Here is a 21,968-nt window from a genome sequence, read left to right as displayed (position 1 = left end):
CCCGGGGACGGCACCGGGGCCCGTTCCGGCGGAACGGGCCCCGGTCGTGCCGCGGGGAGTCAGCGCGGGGGGAGTCAGCGCGCGGCCATCTCGTCCTCCGCCGCGTGGGTGAGGCGCACGGCGTCGTCGAACTCGCGCTCGACGTCCTCGTCGTGCCGGTACGTGGCCTTCGAGACCAGCACGGCGGAGACCAGGGAGACGACGAAGCCGGGGACGATCTCGTAGAGGTCGGCCCACGGGGTCACGGTCCAGGCGAACACGGTGACCGCGCCCAGGACCATGCCGGTGATCGCGCCCAGGTCGGTGAGCCTGCGCCAGAACAGGGCCAGGATCACGATCGGCCCGAAGGAGGCGCCGAAGCCGGCCCAGGCGAAGGCCACGAGGCCGAGGATCGTGTTGTTCTGCTCCCAGGCCAGGAAGACCGCCACGAGCGCGACGGCGGCCACGCCGGCGCGGCCCAGCCAGACCTGCTTGCGCTCGGAGGGGGACTCCTTGACGGTCAGCTTGTAGAGGTCCTCCACCAGCGCGGAGGAGGAGACGATGAGCTGGGAGGAGACCGTGGACATGATGGCCGCGAGCACGGCCGCCAGGACGAAGCCGGCGACGACCGGGTGGAAGAAGAGCTGGGCGAGGTCCAGGAACACGGACTCGGGATCGGTCGGGCTCTCGTCGGGGCGGCTGCCGTAGTAGGCGATGCCGACCAGGGCGGTGGCGATCGCCCCGAGGACGCTGAGCACCATCCAGGCCAGTCCGATCCGGCGGCCGGTCCTGGCGTCGGCGGGGGAGCGCATGGCCATGAAGCGGACGATGATGTGCGGCTGGCCGAAGTAGCCCAGGCCCCAGGCCAGGGCCGAGACCACGCCGATGGCCGTGGCCCCGGAGACCATGGAGAGGGCGTCGGGCTGGACGGCGCGGATGTTCTCGGCCATCCGGCCGAGGCCGCCGACGTTGACGACGCCGACGACCGGGACGAGCAGCAGGGCCGCGAACATGAGCAGACCCTGCGCCACGTCGGTGTACGTGGCGCCCAGGAACCCGCCGAAGAGGGTGTAGGCGATGGTGACGCCCACGACCAGCAGCAGCCCGGCGTGGTAGCTCGAGCCGAAGGACGACTGGAAGAACAGTCCGCCGGCGACCATGCCGGAGGAGACGTAGAACGTGAAGAACACCAGGATCACCAGGCCGGAGACGATGCGCAGCATCCGGGTCCCGCCCTTGAGCCGGTTGTCCAGGAAGGACGGGATGGTGATCGAGTTGTGCGAGACCTCCGTGTAGGAGCGCAGTCGGGGCGCGATGAACTTCCAGTTCACCCACGCGCCGACGATCAGCCCGACGGCGATCCACGCCTCGACCATGCCCGAGAGGAACACCGCGCCCGGCAGGCCGAGGAGCAGCCAGCCGGACATGTCGGAGGCACCGGCGCTGAGCGCGGCGACGCCGGGCTTGAGGTTGCGCCCGCCGAGCATGTAGTCGTCGAGGTTCTTGGTCCGGCTGTTGGCGTAGAGGCCGATCGCGATCATGGCGGCGAAGTAGACGACGATCGCGATCGTCTGGGAGATCTCTTGGGTCATGGCGTCCTTTCCGCCCGGCGCCGGCCCGGTGGAGCACGGCGTCCAGGAGGGGGTGGGTGGGTCGGGAGACCCCGCAACCCTACGCAGGCTCCCGGGCAGTGACCAGCCGGGGCGGGGACGAGCGGACCGCCCGGGGGCGGCTCAGGCGCCGTCGTGGGCCTGCAGGAACTCGTACACCTCGCGCTCGTCCACGCCGGGGAAGGCGCCCTCCGGCAGGGCCGCGAGCACGTGGGAGTGCGCCCGGGTGTTGGGCCACGCGTGGCCGGCCCAGACCCGGCTCAGCTCCTCCGGCGGGCGCCGGCAGCAGGAGGGGTCCGGGCAGCTGGAGACGGTGCGGTGCGGGGTGTCCCGGCCGCGGAACCAGCGGGCGTCCGTGAAGCCCACGCCCACGCCGATCGAGAAGGTGCCCTGGCCGGAGAGCTCCGTGCGCGTGGAGCACCAGTAGGTGCCGGAGGGGGTGTCGGTGTACTGGGCGTAGGCGGTGAACTGGTTGGGCTGGTCGAACACCGTGCGCCCGGTCCACTTGCGGCAGGAGATCTGCCCCTCGATCGCGCCGGTGTGGTCCGTGGGGAAGGCCAGCCCGTCGTTCTCGTAGGCCTTGTGGATGACCCCGGAGGCGTGCACCTTGTGGAAGTGGGTGCGGATGCCCAGGTGGCGGGTCGCGAGGTTCGTGAAGCGGTGGCCCGCCGTCTCGTGCGAGACGGCGAACCGGTCCTTGAGGTCCTCCAGGAAGAGGTCGCGGTTCTTCTGCGCCTCGAGCAGGAACGGGACGGTCTGGTCCTCGGGCAGCATGACCGCCGCGGCGAAGTAGTTCGCCTGCACCCGCTGGGCCAGGAACTCGGCGTAGTCCTTCGGCGGCTCGTGCCCCAGCACCTGATGGCCGACCGCCTGGAGCAGCACCGCGCGGGGGTCGTGGTCCGCCCGCGGGCTCTGCACCAGGTAGATCCGCCGGTTGAGCAGGTCGGTGACCGAGCGGGTGGAGTGGGGCAGGTCGGTGACGTGGTGGATGCTGTAGCCGAGCCGGCCCACCATCTCCGAGATCACCGAGTTGGACACCGGTCCCGAGGAGTACCCGCCGAGGGCCAGCAGCTCCTTGGCGGCCTGCTCCAGGTCCGGGAAGTAGTTGTCCCGCTCCCGCATCAGCCGGCGCAGCTGCACGTTGGCCCGGCGGGCCTCCTCCGGGGTCGCCGAGTTCTTCTCCAGCGCCTGGGCCAGGCGGTCCTGCAGGGCCACCAGCGCCTCGAGCACCTCCGTGGACAGGGCCGAGCTCACCCGGACCGCCGGCAGGCCCAGCTGCTCGTAGAACGGGGAGCGCTGGGCGCGCTCGAGCCGGATCTCCAGGGCCTCCCGCCGGGTGGCGGGCTCGGCCCCGAGCAGGGCGTCCACGCCGGTGCCCAGCACCTCGGCGAGCCGCTGCAGCAGGCTCAGCCGCGGCTCCCGCCGCCCGTTCTCGATGACGGACAGCTGCGAGGGGGCCGTGCCGGCGCGGCCGGCGAGCTCGGCCAGGGTCAGGCCCCGGTCCTTGCGCAGGGAACGGATGCGCCGGCCCAGGCCGATGAGGTCGGTGGTCCGGGGCGGCTCCTCCGAGGACGGCGGCTCGTAGCCCCACGCACTGGTCGTCATTTCTTCATCCTAGGCGAACAATCGGGAATCTTCGCGGGAACATCGAGGTCCACCCCGGCCGATCCGGGCGCACAGTGGTGTGTGTCACCCGGAGGACGCGAACTTCCGGACCATCTGCGGTCCCGTTCGCAGCCCTTCCGCACCACCGTGGACCACTCGACGAGGAGCTGACATGTCCTACCCCAACGCCCCCAAGACCGCCGACGAGATCCGCCAGGAGTGGGACGCCGACCCGCGCTGGCAGGACGTCACCCGCGAGTACACCGCGGAGGAGGTCGTCCGCCTGCGCGGCACCGTGCAGGAGGAGCAGACCCTCGCCCGCCGCGGCGCCGAGCGGCTGTGGCAGAAGCTGCACACCGAGGACTTCGTCAACTCCCTGGGCGCCCTGACCGGCAACCAGGCCGTCCAGCAGGTCAAGGCCGGCCTGCAGGCCGTCTACCTCTCCGGCTGGCAGGTGGCCGGTGACGCGAACCTCGCGGGCCAGACCTACCCCGACCAGTCGATCTACCCCGCCAACTCCGTCCCGGCGGTCGTGCGGCGGATCAACAACGCGCTCATGCGCGCCGACCAGATCGAGCACGCGGAGGGCATCCGCACCGTCGAGGACTGGCTGGTCCCGATCGTCGCCGACGCCGAGGCCGGCTTCGGCGGCCCGCTGAACGCCTACGAGCTGATGAAGTCGATGATCGCGGCCGGCGCCGCCGGCGTGCACTGGGAGGACCAGCTGGCCTCCGAGAAGAAGTGCGGCCACCTCGGCGGCAAGGTGCTCATCCCCACCCAGCAGCACATCCGCACGCTCAGCGCGGCCCGGCTCGCGGCCGACGTCGCCGACGTCCCCTCGCTGATCATCGCCCGCACCGACGCGGAGGCCGCCACGCTGATCACCTCGGACGTCGACGACCGGGACCGGCCGTTCGTCACCGGGGAGCGCACCGCGGAGGGCTACTACAAGGTGCGCAACGGCCTGGAGGCGTGCATCGCCCGCGGCAACGCCTACGCCCCGTACGCCGACCTGCTGTGGATGGAGACCGGCACCCCGGACCTCGAGCTCGCGCGGCAGTTCGCCGAGGGCATCCACGCGGAGCACCCGGACCAGATGCTGGCCTACAACTGCTCGCCGTCCTTCAACTGGAAGAAGCACCTGGACGACGACACGATCGCGAGGTTCCAGCGGGAGCTGGGCGCCATGGGCTTCAAGTTCCAGTTCATCACCCTCGCCGGCTTCCACGCGCTGAACCACTCGATGTTCGACCTGGCCCACGGCTACGCCCGCCGCCAGATGACGGCCTACGTGGAGCTGCAGGAGCGGGAGTTCGCGGCCGAGGAGCGCGGCTACACCGCCACCCGGCACCAGCGGGAGGTGGGCACCGGCTACTTCGACCTGGTCTCCACGGTGCTCAACCCGGCCTCCTCCACCACGGCGCTGGCCGGCTCCACGGAGGCCGCCCAGTTCTGAGCCGCCCGCGGGCGGGGCGGCCGGGGACCCGAGCGGGTCCCCGGCCGCCGCGACCCCCCGGCGACGGCCGCGTCCCGGCGGGGCGCCCCACCCGATCTCTGCCCACCCTCCTGCGGATCGCTTCCCGATCCGCTCCCGGACCCTTCCCAGGCGAGGAACCAGCCATGATGACCATGACCAGCGACCCCGTGACGATCAACGGGGTGACCCTCACCGGTCACCACGTGCCCCGGCAGGACCGCGTGCTCACCCCCGACGCGCTGGCCTTCCTGGCGGCCCTGCACCGCGAGTTCGAGCCGCGCCGCCGCGAGCTGCTGGCCGCCCGCGAGGAGCGGCGCCGGGCGATCGCCCGCGGCACCGACCCCACCTTCCTGCCCGGGACGGCGAGGATCCGCGAGGACGACTGCTGGCGGGTCCCCCCGCCGCCGCCGGGGCTGGAGGACCGGCGGGTCGAGATCACCGGGCCCACCGAGCGGAAGATGACCATCAACGCCCTGAACTCCGGGGCCCAGGTGTGGCTGGCCGACATGGAGGACGCCAGCACCCCGCACTGGACCAACGTGGTCACCAACCAGCTGAACCTGATCGACGCCCTCGAGGGGACCATCGAGCACACCGGCCCGGACGGCAGGCGCTACGCCCTGCAGAACACGGACCCGCGGGCCAACCCCACGATCGTGGTGCGGCCGCGCGGGTGGCACCTGGAGGAGAGGCACCTCTGCGTGCGGGGCGAGCCCATCGCCGGGGCGCTGGTCGACTTCGGCCTGTACTTCTTCCACAACGTCCGCCGGCTCCGGAGGCTGGGACTGGGCACCTACTTCTACCTGCCCAAGACCGAGTCCCACCGCGAGGCGCGGCTGTGGCACGACGTCTTCACCCGCGCCGAGTCCGTGCTCGGCGCGGACCACGGCACCATCCGGGCGACCGTCCTGATCGAGACGATCACCGCGGCGTTCGAGATGGAGGAGATCCTGTGGGAGCTCGGCGAGCACGCCGCGGGGCTCAACGCCGGGCGCTGGGACTACATCTTCTCGATCATCAAGAACTTCCGCACCCGGGGGCCCCGCTTCATCCTCCCGGACCGCGACGCCGTGACCATGACCCAGCCGTTCATGCGGGCCTACACCGAGCAGCTCGTGCGGGCGTGCCACCGCCGGCAGGCCATGGCGATCGGCGGGATGGCCGCGTTCATCCCGTCCCGCCGCGACGAGGAGGTCAACCGGGCCGCGATCGAGAAGGTGCGGGCCGACAAGACGCGCGAGGCCCAGGACGGCTTCGACGGGTCCTGGGTGGCCCACCCCGACCTCGTGCCCGTGTGCCGGGAGGTCTTCGACGCGGTGCTGGGCGACCGGCCCCACCAGCTCGACCGGCGGCGGGAGGACGTGGTGCCCGATGGCCGGGCGCTCATCGACATCGCCTCGGCCCGGGGGAGGATCACCGAGGCCGGGATCCGCAACAACGTCGAGGTCGGGGTCCGCTACCTCGAGGCCTGGCTGCGCGGGCACGGCGCGGTCGGCATCCACCACCTCATGGAGGACGCCGCGACCGCGGAGATCTCCCGCTCCCAGATCTGGCAGTGGGTGAACTCCCGGGCGATCACCGACCAGGGCGAGGAGATCACCCGGGAGTGGGTGCAGGAGCTCCTCGAGGAGGAGTTCGGGCGGATCCCGCGGACCGAGGGCGACCGCTTCGACGACGCCCGCGCGCTCTTCGAGGAGGTCGCCCTGGGCGACGACTACCCGGCGTTCCTGACCACCCCGGCCTACGAGCGGTTCCTGGCCGAGCCCGAGGACCCGCACGCCCCGGAGGAGGCCGGTCCCCGGTCCCGGGTTCCCGCCTGAGGCGCCCAGGCCGAGGGGTCCACCACCCAGGGCGCCCGCGGCAGGACGTCCTCGGCGAAGACCGCGAGGACGTCCTGCGCCGTGCGGACCGGGCCGGGCAGGCCCAGCGACGCCGCCATCCAGCCCAGCACCTCCGCCGTGCCGTGGCCCGCCGCGGCGAGCTCGGAGAGGGTCACCGCCCCGTCGCGCTTGGCCAGCCGCCGGCCCCCGGGGGCGAGCACGAGCGGCACGTGCGCCCACTGCGGCTCGGGCAGCCCGAGCACCGCCGCCAGGTGGGCCTGCCGCGGCGTCGAGGGCAGCAGGTCGTCGCCGCGCACCACCTGGTCCACGCCCTGGTGGGCGTCGTCCAGGACCACCGCGAGGTTGTAGGCGGGCCGCCCGTCGTTGCGCAGCAGCACGAAGTCGTCGACCAGGCCCGTGCAGGGGCCGGCCCAGCGGTCCACGACCGTGCGGGAGCGCACGTCCGCCCGCAGCCGCACCGCCGGCGGCCGGTCGCGGCGGCGTGCGCGCTCGGCGTCGCCGAGGTCCCGGCACGTGCCCGGGTAGGCGCCCGGTGCCCCGTGCGGGGCACGGGCCGCCTCCTGGATCTCCCGGCGCGTGCAGTAGCACTCGTAGGTGCGCCCCGCCGCGGTGAGCTCCGCGACGGCGGCACGGTGGGCGGCCTCGCGCGTGGACTGCAGCAGCGGCGGGCCGTCCCAGTCCAGGCCCAGGCGGGCGAGGTCGGCCAGCTGCCGCTCGGCCGCGCCCGGTCGCACCCGGTCGATGTCCTCGACGCGCAGCACGAAGCGCCGCCCGCTCGAGCGGGCGGCGGCCCACGCGACCAGGGCCGTGCGCAGATTGCCCAGGTGCAGGTCCCCGGAGGGGGACGGCGCGTAGCGACCGGCGCCTCCGGCCGCACGCCCCGGGGAGGAAGTGGTCATGGGTGCCAGGATAGACAGCGCCGGTCGGTACCCTGGCAGGGTGGCCCGCATCAACGAACTGCGCGACGGCGTCTTCGCCGTGAGCACGGACAACTGGAGACTCAACTCCGGTCTCGTGCTGGGTGCCCGTCGCGCCCTCGTGATCGACACGGGCGCCGGCCCCCGGCAGGCCCGGGAGATCCTGGGGGCCGTGCGCTCGCTGACGGACCTGCCCCTGACGGTGGTGAACACCCACGCCCACTACGACCACTTCATGGGCAACGCGGTGTTCCAGCGCGACGGCGCCGAGGAGTTCTGGGCCCACCGCGGCTGCGCCGAGGCGATCCAGGAGCACGGCGACTTCCAGCGCTCCTACGTGGGCACCCACGAGCCCGAGATGGCCGCCGCGGACGGTCCGGACACCCGCCTGGTGGTGCCCAACCGGCACCTGCCGGGCACCGGCCGGCGTCCCGCGCTGACCCGCGTGGACCTCGGCGGGCGCGGCGCGGTGCTCTTCTCGCTCGGGCACGGGCACACCGACAACGACGTGTGCGTGGGGGTGGACGACGTCGTGTTCACGGGGGACGTCGTGGAGCAGGGCTCCGACCCCAGCTTCGACGACTCCTATCCGCGCGGCTGGGCCACGGCCCTGGAGCACCTCGCCGCCCTGGACCGCTACCGGGTCTTCGTCCCCGGCCACGGCCACCCCGTGGAGCGCGGCTTCGTGCTCCAGCAGGCGCAGACCATGCGCGCGGCGATCGAGCGGGTGGACGCCAGCGAGGCCGCCGCCGCGCAGCCCGAGGGCATGCGGCCGGTGACGGCCTCGATGTTCCGCCTGCCCTACAACCCCGGTGCGGCGCGCATCCTCCTGGACCGGCTGGAGCGGATCAGGGTCGAGGACGCCGCGACCGCGGCGCTTGCAGCGCTGCCAGGGCTGCCGCCGCGAGCAGGCTGACCCCCAAGATCGCCGCGCAGCCGGCCATCGCCGCCCAGCCGCCGCCCGGCACCCGCAGCGCGGCCCACAGGGGCAGCAGCCCGGCGGCCAGCGCCCCGGCGCCGAGGACGGCCAGCAGCGCGACCAGGCCCCCGCCGCGCCCGGGCCGCTCCACCGGGCCGGTCACGCGCAGCACCAGCCCGCCCAGCGCGGCCCACCCCGCCACGACGAGCAGGGAGGCCACGACGTCGGAGGGCCGGTGCCAGCCGTTGAGCAGCGTCGCGACTCCGGTCGCGGTCGTCGCCGCCGCCCCCAGCAGGGCCACGAACGGGCGGGACCGGGCCGGGGCGGCGAGCAGCACCACCGCCACGGCGGCGGCCGCGGCGGCCGTGTGCCCCGAGGGGAAGGAGTTGCCGGCCGCCTCCTGGATGCCCAGGTCCGGCTTCTCCACGAGCACGCGCTTGAGCAGCTGGACCGTGAGGTTGGACAGCACCACCACCGCGGCCCCGGTCAGCGCGGGGGCCAGGCGCCTGGACCGCGCGACGAGCACGGCCAGGCACACGGCGGACACCACCCCCACCGCCCACGGGAGGAGGTCGAGCAGCTCCCGGGCCCGGTCCGAGAGACCGGGGAACGCGCCCGTGGCCTGCCGCAGGGCGAGCTCGTCGAGCCACTGGCCGGTCGGGGTGGTCAGCGCCACGACGCCCACCGCCACGGCGCCGCCGAACAGCAGGGCGGCGCCGAGCACGTGGGCGAGCGCCTGGAGGGCGGTCGGAGCCGGGCGGTGGTGGGCGGTCGTGGTCATGGAGCTCCTGGTGGTCGGGCGGGCGGGTGTCCCGGTGCGGCCGGGCCCGGGCCCGCAGAGCCCTCATTGTTCCACGGGCGGATCGGAGCGGGCTGGGCGAGCGCGCCTAGGCTGGTGGCCATGACCGAGCCCGTGCCCCTGCCCCCGCCCGACGAGCTGCTCGCCGACGCGCACGTCGTCGCCCTGCCCATGCGCGTGCGCTTCCGGGGGGTGGACGTGCGGGAGACGATGCTGCTGCGCGGGCCGGCCGGGTGGGGCGAGTTCGGGCCGTTCCCCGAGTACGGGGACGCCGAGGCCGCCGCCTGGCTGCGCGCCGCGGTCGACGCCGCGTGGCACGGCTTCCCGGCGCCCCGGCGCACCCGGATCCCGGTCAACGCCACCGTGCCCGCCGTGCCGGCGGAGCAGGTGGCCGAGGTGCTGGCCCGCTTCGGGGCCGGTGTGCGCGCCGTGAAGGTCAAGGTCGCCGAGCGCGGCCAGGACCTGGACGACGACGCCGCCCGCGTCGCGGCGGTGCGGGACCGGCTCCCGGACGCGGAGCTGCGGGTGGACGCCAACGGCGGGTGGGACGTGCCCACGGCGCTCGCGGCGCTGGAGCGGCTGGGGGAGCACCGTCTCGCGTACGCGGAGCAGCCCGTGCCGACCGTGGCCGGCCTGGCCGCGGTGCGGGAGGGCCTCGCCGACCGCGGCGTGCCGGTGCTCGTGGCCGCCGACGAGTCCGTGCGCAAGGAGAGCGATCCCCTCGCGGTGGCCCGGGCCGGGGCGGCGGACCTGCTCGTGGTCAAGGCCGCCCCGCTCGGCGGGGTGCGCCGGGCCCTGGACGTGGTGGCGCAGGCCGGGCTGCCCGCCGTGGTCAGCTCGGCGCTGGACTCCTCGGTGGGCATCCGGGCCGGGCTGGCCCTCGCCGCCGCGCTGCCCGAGCTGCCCTACGCGTGCGGGCTGGGCACGGTCTCGCTCATGCGCGAGGACGTCCTGCGCGAGCCGCTGCGCCCGGTGGACGGGGCGCTCGAGCTGCGGGAGGCCGTCCCGGACCCCGGGCTGCTGGCGGCCCGGGCGGTGCCGGAGGACCGGCGCCGGTGGTGGCTGGAGCGGGTGCGCCGGGTGCACGCCCGCGCCGCGGGCGCCGCGCCGGGCTGACCCGCACCGGCCCGGCCTCCGCACCAGACCGGCACCCGCGGGCCCGGACCCGGCGGGGGCGTCGCGACCCCGTGCCGTCACCGCCCGTTAACGTGGGCTTTCCCTCGGCACCCCCCGCGCCTCACGCCGCGGTGGTGCAGTGGCGAAGCACCCGTTCCCCGCCCGCGGCCGTCCCGCGGGACCGATCCCCTGGGAGAGCCATGACCGATCTCGCCAAGCGCCCCCTCCTTCCCATGCTGGGCCACGCCCGCGGCAAGCGCAGCCCCCTCACCTGCCAGCTGAAGTGCGGCAACGCCTGCGCCGGCCCGGAGTGCAACACCTCCGGCAACGGCTACTTCCGGGACATCGCCGGCGCCGCCCTGTCCCGCCGCTCCGCGCTCGGGCTGGGCGCCGCGGCGGCCGTGACCGTCGGTGTCGTCGGGGCCACCCCCGAGGCGGCCCAGGCCCACGGCCGCGGCCGCTCCGGGCTGTCCTTCACCCCGATCGCCCCCGTCCCGAACACCGTCGACGACCTCACCGTGCCCGAGGGCTACGACTGGTCCCCGATCATCCGCTGGGGCGACCCGCTGTTCACCGACTCCCCGGAGTTCGACCCGCTGCAGCAGACCCCCGAGGCGCAGGCGCGCCAGTTCGGGTACAACTCGGACTACCTCGACATCCTGCAGGACCGCGGCGGGCGCACGGGCGTGCTCGTGAACAACCACGAGTACACCAACGAGACCACCATGTTCCCGGCCGACCAGCTCGGGGACCTGGAGCGCGTGGCCCGGGTGGCCATGGCCGCGCACGGGATGTCCGTGGTCGAGATCGCCCGCACCGGACCCGGCCGGCCCTGGTCCTACGTGCGCGGCGGCAGCCGCAACCGGCGCATCACCCTGAGCACCCCGTTCGCGGTGGACGGCCCGGCCGCGGGCTCCGACCTGCTGAAGACCCGGGACGACCCCACCGGCACCGTGGTGCTGGGCACGCAGAACAACTGCGCCGGCGGCACCACCCCGTGGGGCACCGTCCTGTCGGGGGAGGAGAACTTCAACCAGTACTTCAAGGGCAACGGCACCGCCGAGCAGAAGCGCTACGGCATCTCCACCGACGCCCCCAGCCGGCGCTGGCACGAGGTGGACCCCCGCTTCGACTCGACCCTGCCCGGCTACGAGAACGAGCCGAACCGCTTCGGCTGGATCGTGGAGCTCGACCCGCAGGACCCGTCCTCCACCCCGGTCAAGCACACGAGCCTGGGCCGCTTCAAGCACGAGGGCGCCAACGTGCGCGTGGCCGAGGACGGCACCGTGGTCGCCTACTCCGGCGACGACGAGCGCTTCGACTACCTCTACAAGTTCGTCTCCGCCCAGAAGTACGTCGAGGGCGACCGGGCGCACAACATGACCCTGCTCTCCGAGGGTGACCTCTACGTCGCGCAGTTCACCGGGGACACCGCCGCCGAGATCGACGGCTCCGGGCGGCTGCCCTCCGACGGCGCGTTCGACGGCTCCGGGCGGTGGCTGCCGCTGGTCGTGGACGGCGAGTCGGCCGTGGACGGCATGTCCGTCGAGGAGGTCCTGGTCTTCACCCGCCTCGCCGCGGACCGGGTCGGGGCCACCAAGATGGACCGCCCCGAGGACGTCGAGCCGTCCCCTCTGACCGGCAAGCTCTACGTGGCGCTGACCAACAACACCCAGCGCGGCACCGCCGGGAAGGCCGGCCCGGACGAGGCCAACCCCCGCACCCAGAACCGCGACGGGCACGTCATCGAGCTCACCGAGCGGAACAACCGCGCCGCCGCCCTGGAGTTCGACTGGAACATCCTGCTGGTCGCCGGGGACCCCGCGAAGAACGCGTCCGTCTACTTCTCCGGCTACCCGGCGGACAAGGTCTCCCCGATCTCCTGCCCGGACAACCTCGCGTTCGACTCCGCCGGCAATCTTTGGATCTCCACCGACGGGGCCCCCGGCACCATCGGCTACAACGACGGGCTGTTCCGGGTGGGTCTGACCGGGCGCCGGCGCGGCAACGTGGAGCAGTTCCTCGCCGTCCCGCAGGACGCCGAGACCTGCGGCCCCGTGATCCACGACCGCGAGCGCATGGTCTACGTGGCCGTGCAGCACCCGGGGGAGGACGGCTCGTTCGAGGAGCCCCGCTCCTACTTCCCCGACTACGTCCTGCCCACCCGGCAGGGCGGCGGGGAGTGGGCGCTGCCGCGCCCGTCCGTCGCCCAGGTCTTCCCCGCGGACGGCGACAAGGGACCCGAGTTCCCCGGGGCGATCTCCGACCGGCCCGGCCGGGAGCGCAACGCGGGCCGGCGCCGCAAGAACGGCGAGCGCGGGCCCCGCTACCGCGGCTACAAGGGCAAGGCCACCGCCGAGACCAAGAGCGCGGCCCGGACCGCCGCCCGCTCCTACTGAGCGCACGGCCCACCGGACGGTCCCCGTCCCGCCGCCCGGCGGGACGGGGACCGTCCCGTTCCCGGGACTACGCTGGTCTCCTGTGACCACACCGTCCCTCGACACCGCCCGCGCCGTCCTCGAGGAGCTCGTCGGCGCCGGGATGCGCCACCTCGTCGTCGCCCCCGGCTCCCGCTCCGCGCCCCTGGCCTACGCCGCGGCCGCCGCCCACGCCGCCGGCGCCCTGGAGGTGCACGTGCGCGTGGACGAGCGGGGCGCCGCCTTCACCGCCCTCGGCATCGCCCGGGCCACCGGCCGGCCGGCCGGCGTGGTCACCACCTCCGGCACCGCGGTGGGCAACCTGCTCCCGGCGGTCATGGAGGCCGACCACGCCGAGGTGCCCCTCGTCGTGCTCTCCGCCGACCGCCCGCCGGAGCTGCGCGGCACCGGCGCCAACCAGACCACCCGCCAGCCCGGGCTCTTCGGCGCGCACGTGCGCGCCGCCGTCGACCTCCTGCCCGAGGACGACGACGTCCCCGCCCGCCTCGCCGCGCCCCTGGCCGCGCTCGCCGGCCGCGGGCCCCGCCCCGCCGGGCCCGTCCAGCTCAACGTGGCCCTGCGCGAACCGCTGCACCCCGGACCGGAGGACGGCGCCGCCCTCGCCGGGCACGCCTGCCGGCTGGCGGCCCGCACCGCGGCCGCCCCGGACCCGGGGCCGCGCGCCGTCGCCGCCGGCCCCGTCACGGCCCCGTCCCCGGCCGCGGGACAGGCCCGCTCCGTGGTCGTCGCCGGGGACGGCGCGGGCCCCGCCGCCGCCCGCTTCGCCGAGGCCTGCGGGCTGCCGCTGTTCGCGGAGCCGTCCTCGAACGCCCGTTCCGGCCCGCAGGCCGTGGGCGCCTACCGGCTGCTGCTGGAGGCGCCCCTCGGACGGCGGATCGAGCGGGTCCTGCTGGCCGGGCGGCCGACGCTCTCCCGCCCGGTCGCAGCGCTGCTGGCCCGGGCCGACGTGGCCACCGCCGCGGTCCAGCCCGACCCCGTGGCCTGGTACGACCCGGGCCGGCGGCGCGAGCGCGTGCTGGGCAGCTGGGCGGAGGCGGCCGCCTTCACCGGCCGCGGGGCCCCGGGCTGGGCCGCCGCCTGGCGCGCGGCGGGAGCGGCCGCCGACGGGGCCGTGGCGCGGCTGCTCGCCGCGGAGCCCCCGGGGCGGCCGACCGGTCCGGCCGTGGCCGCCGCGCTGTGGGAGGCCTGCCGGCAGGACGGGGCGGTGCTCGTCGCCGGCTCCTCCAACCCCGTGCGGGACCTCGACCTCGCCGCCCGCCCCGGTCCCGCGTCCCCGCTGGTGGTCGCCAACCGCGGGCTCGCCGGGATCGACGGGACGGTGGCGACCGCCGCGGGCGTGGCGCTGGGCACCGGGCGCCCCGTCCGGGCCCTGGTGGGGGACCTGACCTTCCTGCACGACGCCTCCTCCCTGCTGCTGGGCGCCGGTGAACGGGAGCCCAACCTGCAGGTGCTGGTGCTCAACGACGGCGGCGGCGGGATCTTCGCGACCCTCGAGCACGGGGCGCTGGGGGAGCAGCAGGAGTACCGCGACGTCGTCGAGCGCTTCTTCGGCACCCCGCACGAGGCGCAGCTGGACGCGCTCTGCGCGGGCTACGGGGTTCCGCACCGGCAGGTGGGCGGCCTCCCAGAGCTCGCCGCGGCGCTCGCCGGGCCGGTGCGCGGCCGCTCCGTGCTGGAGGTGCGGGTGGACCGGCGGGAGCTGCGGGGCCTGCACGCCCGGATCCGGGCCGCGGTGGCCGGGCCCGCGGACTGAGCCCGCCGCCGCCGCGCCGCCGGCGGGGCGCCCGTCCCCGTGGCCGGTCCCGGGGACGGGCGGTGCGGCGCAGGGCGCGGAAGGGCCCCGTCCCCGGGCGGGGACGGGGCCCTTCCGCGCCCTGCGGGCGGAGCGGGCGCCGGGTCAGCTCTCCGGGGCCTGCACCTGGGTGGGGTTGAGCACCCGGGAGAGGAACGACTGGGTGCGGGGCTCCTTCGGGGCGCCGATGACCTGGGCGGCGGGGCCCTCCTCGACGACCACGCCGCCGTCCATGAAGACGACCTTGTCGGCGACGTCGCGGGCGAACTCCATCTCGTGGGTGACCACGAGCATCGTCATGCCCTCGGCGGCGAGGTCGCGCATGATGGCCAGCACGTCGCCCACCGTCTCGGGGTCGAGGGCGGAGGTGGGCTCGTCGAACAGCATCAGGGACGGGTCCATGGACAGGGCCCGGGCGATGGCCACGCGCTGCTGCTGCCCGCCGGAGAGCTGGTCGGGGTGGCTGCCGGCCTTCTCGGACAGGCCCACGCGGTCGAGGTTGGCCCGGGCGACCCGCTCGGCCTCGGCCTTGTCCCGCTTGAGCACCTTGACCTGGGCCACGGTGCAGTTCTCGAGGACGCTCAGGTGCGGGAACAGGTTGAACTGCTGGAAGACCATGCCCACGTGCCGGCGCATCCGGTCCACGTCGGCCTCGGGGTCGGTGACGTCGAAGTCGCCGATCGTGATCCGCCCCTGCTGGGGCCTCTCGAGCAGGTTCACGCAGCGCAGGAGGGTGGACTTGCCCGAGCCCGAGGGGCCGATGAGGCAGACCACCTGGCCGGCCTCCACGCCGAGGGAGATGCCCTTGAGCACCTCGAGGGACCCGTAGGACTTGTGCAGGCCCTCGATCACGACGGAGGCGGCGCCGGCGAGGCCGTCGGCGGACCGGGGCTGCGGGGAGGATGCAGTGCTCATCGTCTGGCTCCTAGGACTTCTTCATGCGGTCGGTCTTGGACTCGAAGCGGCGGGTCAGCACGCCCAGCGGCACCGTGATGATGAGGTAGCAGATGCCCGCCACCACCAGGGGCGTCAGCCCGGCGCCGGCGCCCGAGATCGCCTCGCGGCCGTACTTGGTGAGCTCGTACTGGCCCACGCCCATGCCCAGCAGGTAGACCAGGGAGGAGTCCTTCGTCAGCAGGATCACCTCGTTCGTCAGCGGCGGCAGCACGATCCGCAGGGCCTGCGGGATGACGATCGTGACCATCGCCCGCGCGTGGGACATGCCCAGGGACCGGGCGGCCTCGTACTGGCCCTTCGGCACGGCCTGCAGGCCCGCGCGCAGCGACTCCGCGATGTAGGCCGCGGCCACGAGGCCCAGGGCGACCATGACCGTGACGTAGTGGTTGAAGCGCACGCCGAAGGCCAGGGGGATGCCGTAGCCGAAGGCGAGGAAGACCAGCAGGGCGGGCACGCCGCGGAAGAACTCGATGTAGAGCGTGGCCAGCCACCGGTACGGCGCCACGGAGGAGAGCTTCATCAGCGCCAGGACCACACCGCCGGTGAGGCCGACCACGAAGCCCAGCAGCGTGTAGATGACGGTGTTCTTCAGCGCGGTGGTGATGATGGCGGGGAACTGCTGGGCCGCGATCTCCGGGTTGAACACCTTCTCGATCAGCAGCGGCCAGTCGGCGATCGCGAGCAGCGCGACGACGACGAGGATCAGGACGGCGTACTGGATGCCGCGGGAGAGACGGGCTCTCTGGTGCATGGTCATGGCCATGGGGTGGTCCGTTCTGGATGGTACGGGCGGGCGGTGGCGGAGCCGGCGCCCCGGGTGCGGGGCACCGGTCCTTCGGTCAGTCCTTCTCCTGGACGGGGATCCACTGCTCGACGATCTGCTCGAGCGTGCCGTCCTCCTCGATGCGGTCCAGGGTGGCGTCGACGGCCTGCAGCATCGCGGCGTCGCCCTTCTGGACGGCCACGCCCAGCTGGTCGTCGAGGTCCGCGGTCTCCTGGACCACGAAGTCCGGGTCGTCCTGGGCGTGCTCGGCGATCGCGGTGACGTCGTCGAGCACCGCGTCCACGGTGCCGGTGCTGAGCGCGGTGAACAGCGTGGTGGCGTCCTCGAACTGGACGGCGTCGAGGCCGAGCTCCCGGGCCTGGGTCTCCCCGACGGTGCCCTGCATGACGCCCACGCGCACCTGCTCCTCGCGGGCGGCGTCGATCGAGTCGACGCCGTCCTCCCCGTCGGTCACGAGGCCGACCTCGTTGTCGTAGTAGGGGTCGGAGAAGTCCATCACCGTCCGTCGTTCCTCGGTGATGGACAGCGCGGAGATCGCCACGTCGCACTGGTCGGTGTCGAGGGCGGCGCCGGACTGGATGGACTCGAAGGCGAGCGTGACGTTCTTCATCTCCACCCCGAGGTCGGCGGCGATCTCCCGGCCCAGGTCCATGTCGAGGCCGACCATCTCCCCGCCCTGCTCCATCTCGAACGGCGGGTAGTTGGACTCCGAGCACACGGTGAGGAAGCCGGGCTCCACCAGGGCCACGGCGGCCGACCCGCCGTCCACCGGGGTCGCGGGCTCGGCGGCGGTGTCCTCGGAGGAGCCTCCGGAGCAGGCCGTGAGGGCGAGGGCGGCGGCGACGGACAGGAGGCCGGCGGCGCGGCGGCGGGGCGGACGGGGCATGGGCGGTTCCTCCGGTGGGAGCGGTGGTCGACGGCGCGGTCGGGCCGCGCGAGGAGCCGGCTCTACGGGGTGGTCACCCCCGACTGCGTTCGGGACACAAGGATACGGTGCGATCCGGGCATCCGGGCGCGCCGACGCCGCGGCCCGCGCCCGCCGGGCTCAGCGGGCGGAGAGCCCGGGGGCGGGCACGAGCCGCTCGGGGGCGCCGTCGGCGCGCCGCCCGAGGGCCTGGAGCATGGGCCGCAGCTTCGCCCAGGTCTCGGCGAGCTCGGCCTCCGGGTCGGAGGCGGCCACGATGCCGCACCCCGCGTAGAGCCGCACGGTGCGCTCGTCCTCCTGCACCGCGCCGCGCAGGGCGATGCCCCAGTCCCCGTTGCCGGCGGCGTCCAGCCAGCCGACCGGACCGGCGTACAGACCCCGGTCCATCTGCTCCAGCTCCGGGATGGTGGCCGCCGCCACGGCGGTGGGCGTCCCGCAGACCGCGGCGGTCGGGTGCAGCGCCTCGGCCAGCTCCAGGGCGGAGGGCGGGTCCCCGGCCGGGCCCGGGCGCAGCGCCGCGGTGACGTCGGAGGCCAGGTGCCACACGTTGGGCAGCTCCAGGATGAACGGCTCGGGGGAGGTGGTCACCGCGTCCGTGTAGGGCGCCAGCGACGCCACGAGGGAGTCGATCGCGAAGCTGTGCTCGTGCTGCTGCTTCTCGGACTCCCCGAGCACCCGGGCGGCGTACTCGTGGGGGTCCTCGTCCGCCGGGGCCGCGTCCCGGTCCAGGGTGCCCGCGAGCACGCGGGCGTGGGCCGCTCCGTCGAGCACCTGCACGAGCATCTCGGGGGTCGCCCCCATCAGCCGGCCCGCGGCGCCCCCGCCGAGGCCCACGCAGTACGTCCAGCACTGGTCGTAGCGGTGGGCGAGGTCCCGGACCACGGCCACCGGGTCGAGCGGCTCGTCGGTGCGGGCCACCACGTCGCGCGCCAGCACCAGCTTCTCCAGCCGGCCCGCGCGGATGAGGTCCACGCCGTCGCGCACGGCCCCGGTCCACTCGTGCTCGCCCAGGGTGCCGGGGGAGAGCCGGACGTCGGCGGGCACCGCCGCCGGGCCGTCCCCGGCGGCCGGCGGGCGGCCGGAGGCGGCGCCGAAGCGGCGCAGCCAGGCCGCGGCCACGTCGTCGGCGCCCAGCGCGAAGGGCGTGCCGGGCGCGACGGCCACCACGAGGCTGGCCCAGGCCAGGTCGTCGCGGCGGCCCACGAGCAGCTCCGGCACCACGAGCCCGGAGTCGGCCCCGGAGGCCGGGGCGAAGGCGAACGCGCCGAAGGCGGTGAGCCCGGTGCCCGGGACGCCCACCCGGTCCTCGACCACGGCGGCGGCGACCACGTCGTCCCACCACACGCGCGCGGCGGTGAAGCGGTCCGGCCCGCGCACGGTGTGCTCGGCGACCCGGCCGTGGGCCACGAGGCCGCGCCCGTCCACGGTCCAGGCGAGCAGGTCGGGCCCGTCCAGCAGCTCCCGCAGGTCCGGGGCGTCCCCGGGGTCCGCGCCGAGGGCGGACAGGGGGACGGTGAGGGCGTGCAGCACGGGGACCGGGGGAGCGGTGGCGGGGTCGGTGGAGGACATCGCCCCCCAGTCTAAGCCGCGCGGCCGACAGCCCCGGCCCGTTCCCGCGGGGCCCGGACCGCCGGGCGCGGGCGCTCCGCGGCGCCCCCGGGGCGGGCCGGGGGGTCGGAGGGAGGTGCGACAATGACCGGGTGAACCGAGCAGACCTGTCCAAGCAGCCGCACGAAGTCTCCGCCATGTTCGACGACGTGGCGCCGCGCTACGACCTCGTCAACGACATCCTCTCCCTGGGCCGGGCCCGCGGGTGGCGCAGGGTCGTCGCGGAGGCCGTCGCGGCGGTGCCGGGGGAGCGGGTGCTCGACCTCGCCGCCGGGACCGGCACCTCGTCGGAGCCCTACGCCGACGCCGGCGTGGACGTCGTGGCCGCGGACCTCTCGCTCGGGATGCTGGAGGTGGGCCGCGCCCGTCGCCCCGACATCGAGTTCGTGCAGGCCGACGCCACACAGCTGCCGTTCGCGGACGCCTCCTTCGACGCCGTGACGATCTCCTTCGGCCTGCGCAACATCCAGGGCCACCGCCGAGCGCTGGCCGAGATGCTGCGCGTCACCCGCCCGGGCGGGCGGCTGGTGATCTGCGAGTTCTCCACCCCCACCCTCGCCCCGCTGCGCACCGTCTACACCGAGTACCTCATGAAGGCGCTGCCCGGGATCGCCGCGCGCACCTCCTCCAACCCCGCGGCCTACCAGTACCTCGCCGAGTCCATCGCGGCGTGGCCGGACCAGGAGGAGCTCGCCGCGCAGATCCTGGAGGCCGGCTGGGAGGGCGTGCAGTACCGCAACCTCACCGGCGGCATCGTGGCCGTGCACCGGGCCGTGAAGCCCGCCCCGGCCCGATGAGGGCCCTCGTCCTCGGCGGCGGCCCGGCGGGGGCCACCGCCGGGTACTGGCTCGCGGCGCACGGGATCCGCGCCACGGTCCTGGAGAAGACGGCCTACCCCCGGGAGAAGGTCTGCGGCGACGGGCTGACCCCGCGGGCCGTGCGGGAGATGCAGCTCATGGACCTGCCGCACGGGCCGGAGCTGGGCTACGCCCGCAACCGGGGCCTGCGCCTGGTCGCCCGCCGGCGCACCGTCGAGGTGCCCTGGCCGGAGCTCGGCGACTTCCCCGGCTACGGGCTCGTGCGCACCCGCACCGGCTTCGACCAGCAGCTCGCCGAGCACGCCCGGGCCGCCGGGGCGCGGGTGCTCGAGCGCCGCTCCGTCACCGAGGTGCTGCGCGACGGCACCGGGCGGGTCGTCGGCGCCCGGGCCAACGTCCTCGACGACGCCGGGCGGCGCACCGGTGAGACCGAGGAGTACCACGCCGACGTCGTGCTCGCCGCCGACGGCAACTCCGCCCGGGCCGCCGTGTCGGCCGGGCTGCACAAGCGCGACGACCGCCCCATGGGCGTGGCGGTGCGCGCCTACTACGAGTCCCCCCGCTCGGACCTGGACTGGATGGAGGGCTGGTTGGAGCTCACCGACGGCCACGACCCGCGCCGGGCGCTGCTGCCCGGCTACGGCTGGGTCTTCGGCGTCGGGGACGGCACGGCCAACGTGGGGCTCGGCATCCTGGACACCTCCCCGGCGTTCGGCGCCCTCGACTACCGGAAGGTCCTCGCCGGCTGGACCGCGTCCATGCCCGCCGAGTGGACCTTCGACGAGGAGCACCGCCGCGGCCGCGTGCTGGGGGCGGCCCTGCCCATGGCCTTCAACCGCACCCCGCACCACGTCCCGGGGATGCTCCTGCTCGGCGACGCCGCCGGCCTTGTCTCCCCGTTCAACGGCGAGGGCATCTCCAACGCGATGGAGTCCGCCCGCTACGCCGCCGAGCACGTCGTGGCGGCGGCGGCCGCCAACGGCCCGGCCCAGCGCGAGCGCGCGCTCGCCGGCTACCCCGGCCGGGTGCGGCAGGAGTGGGGCGCCCACTTCACGCAGGGCCGCGTCCTCGCCCAGCTGATCGGCAGCCCCGCCGTGATGAAGGCGGCCGTGCGCACCGGCATGGCGGTGCCCGCCCTGATGCGCTTCGTGGTGCGGGTGATGACGGAGCTCTCCGACCGCCCGGCCGCCGCGTGGGAGGACCGCGTGATCGCCCTGCTGGACGCCCTGACGCCCCCCACGGACAACACCCGCCCCCCGAAAACTCGCTACAGTGGTGGACCGTGACTGAATCCTCCTCCTCGAGCGCCGGCGGCCCCTCCACGGGTCTCGGCACCGATCAGGTGAAGCTGCCGGCCGGCTTCGACCTCATCGCGACCGACGACCGGCTGGGTCCGGTCGTGCTGCAGGCGCTCACCCGGATCGAGGAGCGCCTCGACGAGGCGGTGCGCAGCGCCGACCACCTCGCCGACGTCACCTCCCGCCACCTGCTCCAGGCCGGCGGCAAGCGGGTGCGCCCGCTGCTCACCGTGCTGGCCGGGGAGATCGGCGGCGGCGTCAACGACGCCGTGCTCGAGGCCGCCGCGGTGGTCGAGCTCACCCACCTCGCCACCCTCTACCACGACGACGTCATGGACTCCGCGCCCCTGCGCCGCGGTGTGGCCACCGCCCAGACGGTGTGGGGCAACTCGGTGGCGATCCTCACCGGGGACCTCATCTTCGCCCGCGCCTCCTCCATGGTCTCCGACCTCGGCCAGCGCGCCCTGCGGATCCAGGCGGACACCTTCGAGCGCCTCGTGCTCGGCCAGCTGCACGAGACGGTCGGCCCGCGCGACGGGCAGGACCCGCTGGAGCACTACCTCGACGTGCTCGCGGGCAAGACCGGCTCCCTCATCGCCGCCTGCGGGCACTTCGGCACCGTGCTGGCCGGCGCCCCGCAGGAGGTCGTGGAGGTCATGGTCGAGTACGGGGAGAAGGTCGGCATCGCCTTCCAGCTCGCGGACGACGTCATCGACGTGACCGGCGAGGACGAGGTCTCCGGGAAGTCCCCCGGCACCGACCTGCGGGAGGGCGTGCCGACCCTGCCGGTGCTGCTCCTGCGCCGCATGGCGGGGGAGGGCGACGCCGAGGCCCGGCGCGCCGTCGAGCTCCTCGAGGGCGACCTCGCGTCCGACGAGGCGCTGGCCGAGGCCGTGGCCGCGGTCTCCGGGCACCGGGCCACCGACGAGGCCTGGCGGATCGCCCGCCGGTGGGCCGACGAGGCCATCGCCTCCCTCGGGCCGCTGCCGGACTCGGTGGCCAAGCGCGCGCTCGTGGCGTTCGCACACGCCGTCGTGCACCGCGAGGCCTGAGCCCGGGACGTGCCGCGCCCCCCGGTGTGTCGC

17 protein-coding genes are annotated in these 21,968 nt (G+C 74.9%); 9 read left to right on the top strand and 8 right to left on the bottom strand.

Annotated elements, in window-relative coordinates; genetic code table 11:
- Window positions 1–74 precede the first annotated feature (74 nt).
- Both putP and ACWCOM_RS00880 read right to left on the bottom strand, forming a co-directional pair.
- Window positions 75–1,571: a sodium/proline symporter PutP gene (putP, locus tag ACWCOM_RS00885; protein WP_454546845.1), complete on the bottom strand. Its 1,497-nt coding sequence runs from the start codon at window positions 1,569–1,571 to the stop codon at window positions 75–77.
- A gap of 141 nt (window positions 1,572–1,712) precedes the next feature.
- A complete protein-coding gene (locus tag ACWCOM_RS00880) occupies window positions 1,713–3,194 on the bottom strand; it encodes a helix-turn-helix domain-containing protein (protein WP_454546844.1) in 1,482 nt (493 codons plus the stop codon).
- Between the two features lie 172 nt (window positions 3,195–3,366).
- Here ACWCOM_RS00880 and aceA point away from each other — a divergent pair, with 172 nt between their 5' ends.
- A complete protein-coding gene (gene aceA, locus ACWCOM_RS00875) occupies window positions 3,367–4,650 on the top strand; it encodes an isocitrate lyase (RefSeq protein ID WP_454546843.1) in 1,284 nt (427 codons plus the stop codon).
- A gap of 167 nt (window positions 4,651–4,817) precedes the next feature.
- The gene (gene aceB / locus ACWCOM_RS00870; RefSeq protein WP_454547080.1) at window positions 4,818–6,491 is read left to right on the top strand and encodes a malate synthase A; all 1,674 of its coding nucleotides are present in this window, start codon (window positions 4,818–4,820) and stop codon (window positions 6,489–6,491) included.
- Here aceB and gluQRS read toward each other — a convergent pair.
- Window positions 6,413–7,411 (bottom strand): tRNA glutamyl-Q(34) synthetase GluQRS, encoded by a 999-nt coding sequence (gluQRS, locus tag ACWCOM_RS00865; RefSeq protein ID WP_454546842.1) that lies wholly within the window; start codon window positions 7,409–7,411, stop codon window positions 6,413–6,415. The genes aceB and gluQRS overlap by 79 nt on opposite strands.
- Window positions 7,412–7,451: 40 nt before the next feature.
- On the opposite strand from gluQRS, the gene ACWCOM_RS00860 reads away from it, so the two are divergent.
- Window positions 7,452–8,345 (top strand): MBL fold metallo-hydrolase, encoded by an 894-nt coding sequence (locus ACWCOM_RS00860; RefSeq protein WP_454546841.1) that lies wholly within the window; start codon window positions 7,452–7,454, stop codon window positions 8,343–8,345.
- Here ACWCOM_RS00860 and ACWCOM_RS00855 read toward each other — a convergent pair.
- On the bottom strand, window positions 8,278–9,129 hold the full coding sequence (locus ACWCOM_RS00855; RefSeq protein ID WP_454546840.1) for a phosphatase PAP2 family protein: 852 nt from the start codon (window positions 9,127–9,129) through the stop codon (window positions 8,278–8,280). The genes ACWCOM_RS00860 and ACWCOM_RS00855 overlap by 68 nt on opposite strands.
- Before the next feature lie 120 nt (window positions 9,130–9,249).
- Between ACWCOM_RS00855 and ACWCOM_RS00850 the strand changes: the two genes are divergently transcribed.
- The 3 genes from ACWCOM_RS00850 (at window position 9,250) to menD (ending at window position 14,454) form a co-directional block, all read left to right on the top strand.
- A complete protein-coding gene (locus tag ACWCOM_RS00850) occupies window positions 9,250–10,263 on the top strand; it encodes an o-succinylbenzoate synthase (protein ID WP_454546839.1) in 1,014 nt (337 codons plus the stop codon).
- Window positions 10,264–10,463: 200 nt separating this feature from the next.
- Entirely contained in the window at window positions 10,464–12,662 is a 2,199-nt protein-coding gene (locus ACWCOM_RS00845; RefSeq protein ID WP_454546838.1) for a PhoX family protein, read from the top strand.
- 82 nt (window positions 12,663–12,744) lie between these two features.
- Entirely contained in the window at window positions 12,745–14,454 is a 1,710-nt protein-coding gene (menD, locus tag ACWCOM_RS00840) for a 2-succinyl-5-enolpyruvyl-6-hydroxy-3-cyclohexene-1-carboxylic-acid synthase (RefSeq protein ID WP_454546837.1), read from the top strand.
- A 144-nt stretch (window positions 14,455–14,598) separates the two neighbouring features.
- Here menD and ACWCOM_RS00835 read toward each other — a convergent pair whose 3' ends face one another.
- From ACWCOM_RS00835 to ACWCOM_RS00820, 4 genes are all read right to left on the bottom strand, one after another.
- The gene (locus ACWCOM_RS00835; protein WP_454546836.1) at window positions 14,599–15,408 is read right to left on the bottom strand and encodes an amino acid ABC transporter ATP-binding protein; all 810 of its coding nucleotides are present in this window, start codon (window positions 15,406–15,408) and stop codon (window positions 14,599–14,601) included.
- Window positions 15,409–15,418: 10 nt separating this feature from the next.
- Window positions 15,419–16,213 carry an amino acid ABC transporter permease gene (locus ACWCOM_RS00830; protein WP_454546835.1) on the bottom strand — a complete coding sequence of 265 codons (795 nt, stop codon included), beginning with the start codon at window positions 16,211–16,213 and terminating at the stop codon, window positions 15,419–15,421.
- A 76-nt stretch (window positions 16,214–16,289) separates the two neighbouring features.
- The gene (locus ACWCOM_RS00825) at window positions 16,290–17,120 is read right to left on the bottom strand and encodes an ABC transporter substrate-binding protein (protein ID WP_454546834.1); all 831 of its coding nucleotides are present in this window, start codon (window positions 17,118–17,120) and stop codon (window positions 16,290–16,292) included.
- 159 nt (window positions 17,121–17,279) lie between these two features.
- A complete protein-coding gene (locus tag ACWCOM_RS00820; RefSeq protein ID WP_454546833.1) occupies window positions 17,280–18,728 on the bottom strand; it encodes an isochorismate synthase in 1,449 nt (482 codons plus the stop codon).
- Window positions 18,729–18,859: 131 nt separating this feature from the next.
- On the opposite strand from ACWCOM_RS00820, the gene ACWCOM_RS00815 reads away from it, so the two are divergent.
- From ACWCOM_RS00815 to ACWCOM_RS00805, 3 genes are read left to right on the top strand one after another with little or no spacing between them, the layout of a single operon-like run.
- Window positions 18,860–19,564, top strand: a complete 705-nt coding sequence (locus ACWCOM_RS00815) for a demethylmenaquinone methyltransferase (protein WP_454546832.1) — start codon at window positions 18,860–18,862, stop codon at window positions 19,562–19,564.
- Window positions 19,561–20,871 carry a geranylgeranyl reductase family protein gene (locus tag ACWCOM_RS00810; RefSeq protein WP_454546831.1) on the top strand — a complete coding sequence of 437 codons (1,311 nt, stop codon included), beginning with the start codon at window positions 19,561–19,563 and terminating at the stop codon, window positions 20,869–20,871. The genes ACWCOM_RS00815 and ACWCOM_RS00810 overlap by 4 nt, the downstream gene beginning before the upstream one ends.
- On the top strand, window positions 20,868–21,935 hold the full coding sequence (locus ACWCOM_RS00805; protein WP_454546830.1) for a polyprenyl synthetase family protein: 1,068 nt from the start codon (window positions 20,868–20,870) through the stop codon (window positions 21,933–21,935). The genes ACWCOM_RS00810 and ACWCOM_RS00805 overlap by 4 nt, the downstream gene beginning before the upstream one ends.
- Window positions 21,936–21,968: the final 33 nt, after the last annotated feature.

The sequence above is a fragment of the Kocuria sp. KH4 genome, from assembly GCF_053711175.1.
The sequence above is the reverse complement of the archived record's forward strand: the minus strand, read 5'-3'. Positions and strand labels throughout refer to the sequence as shown.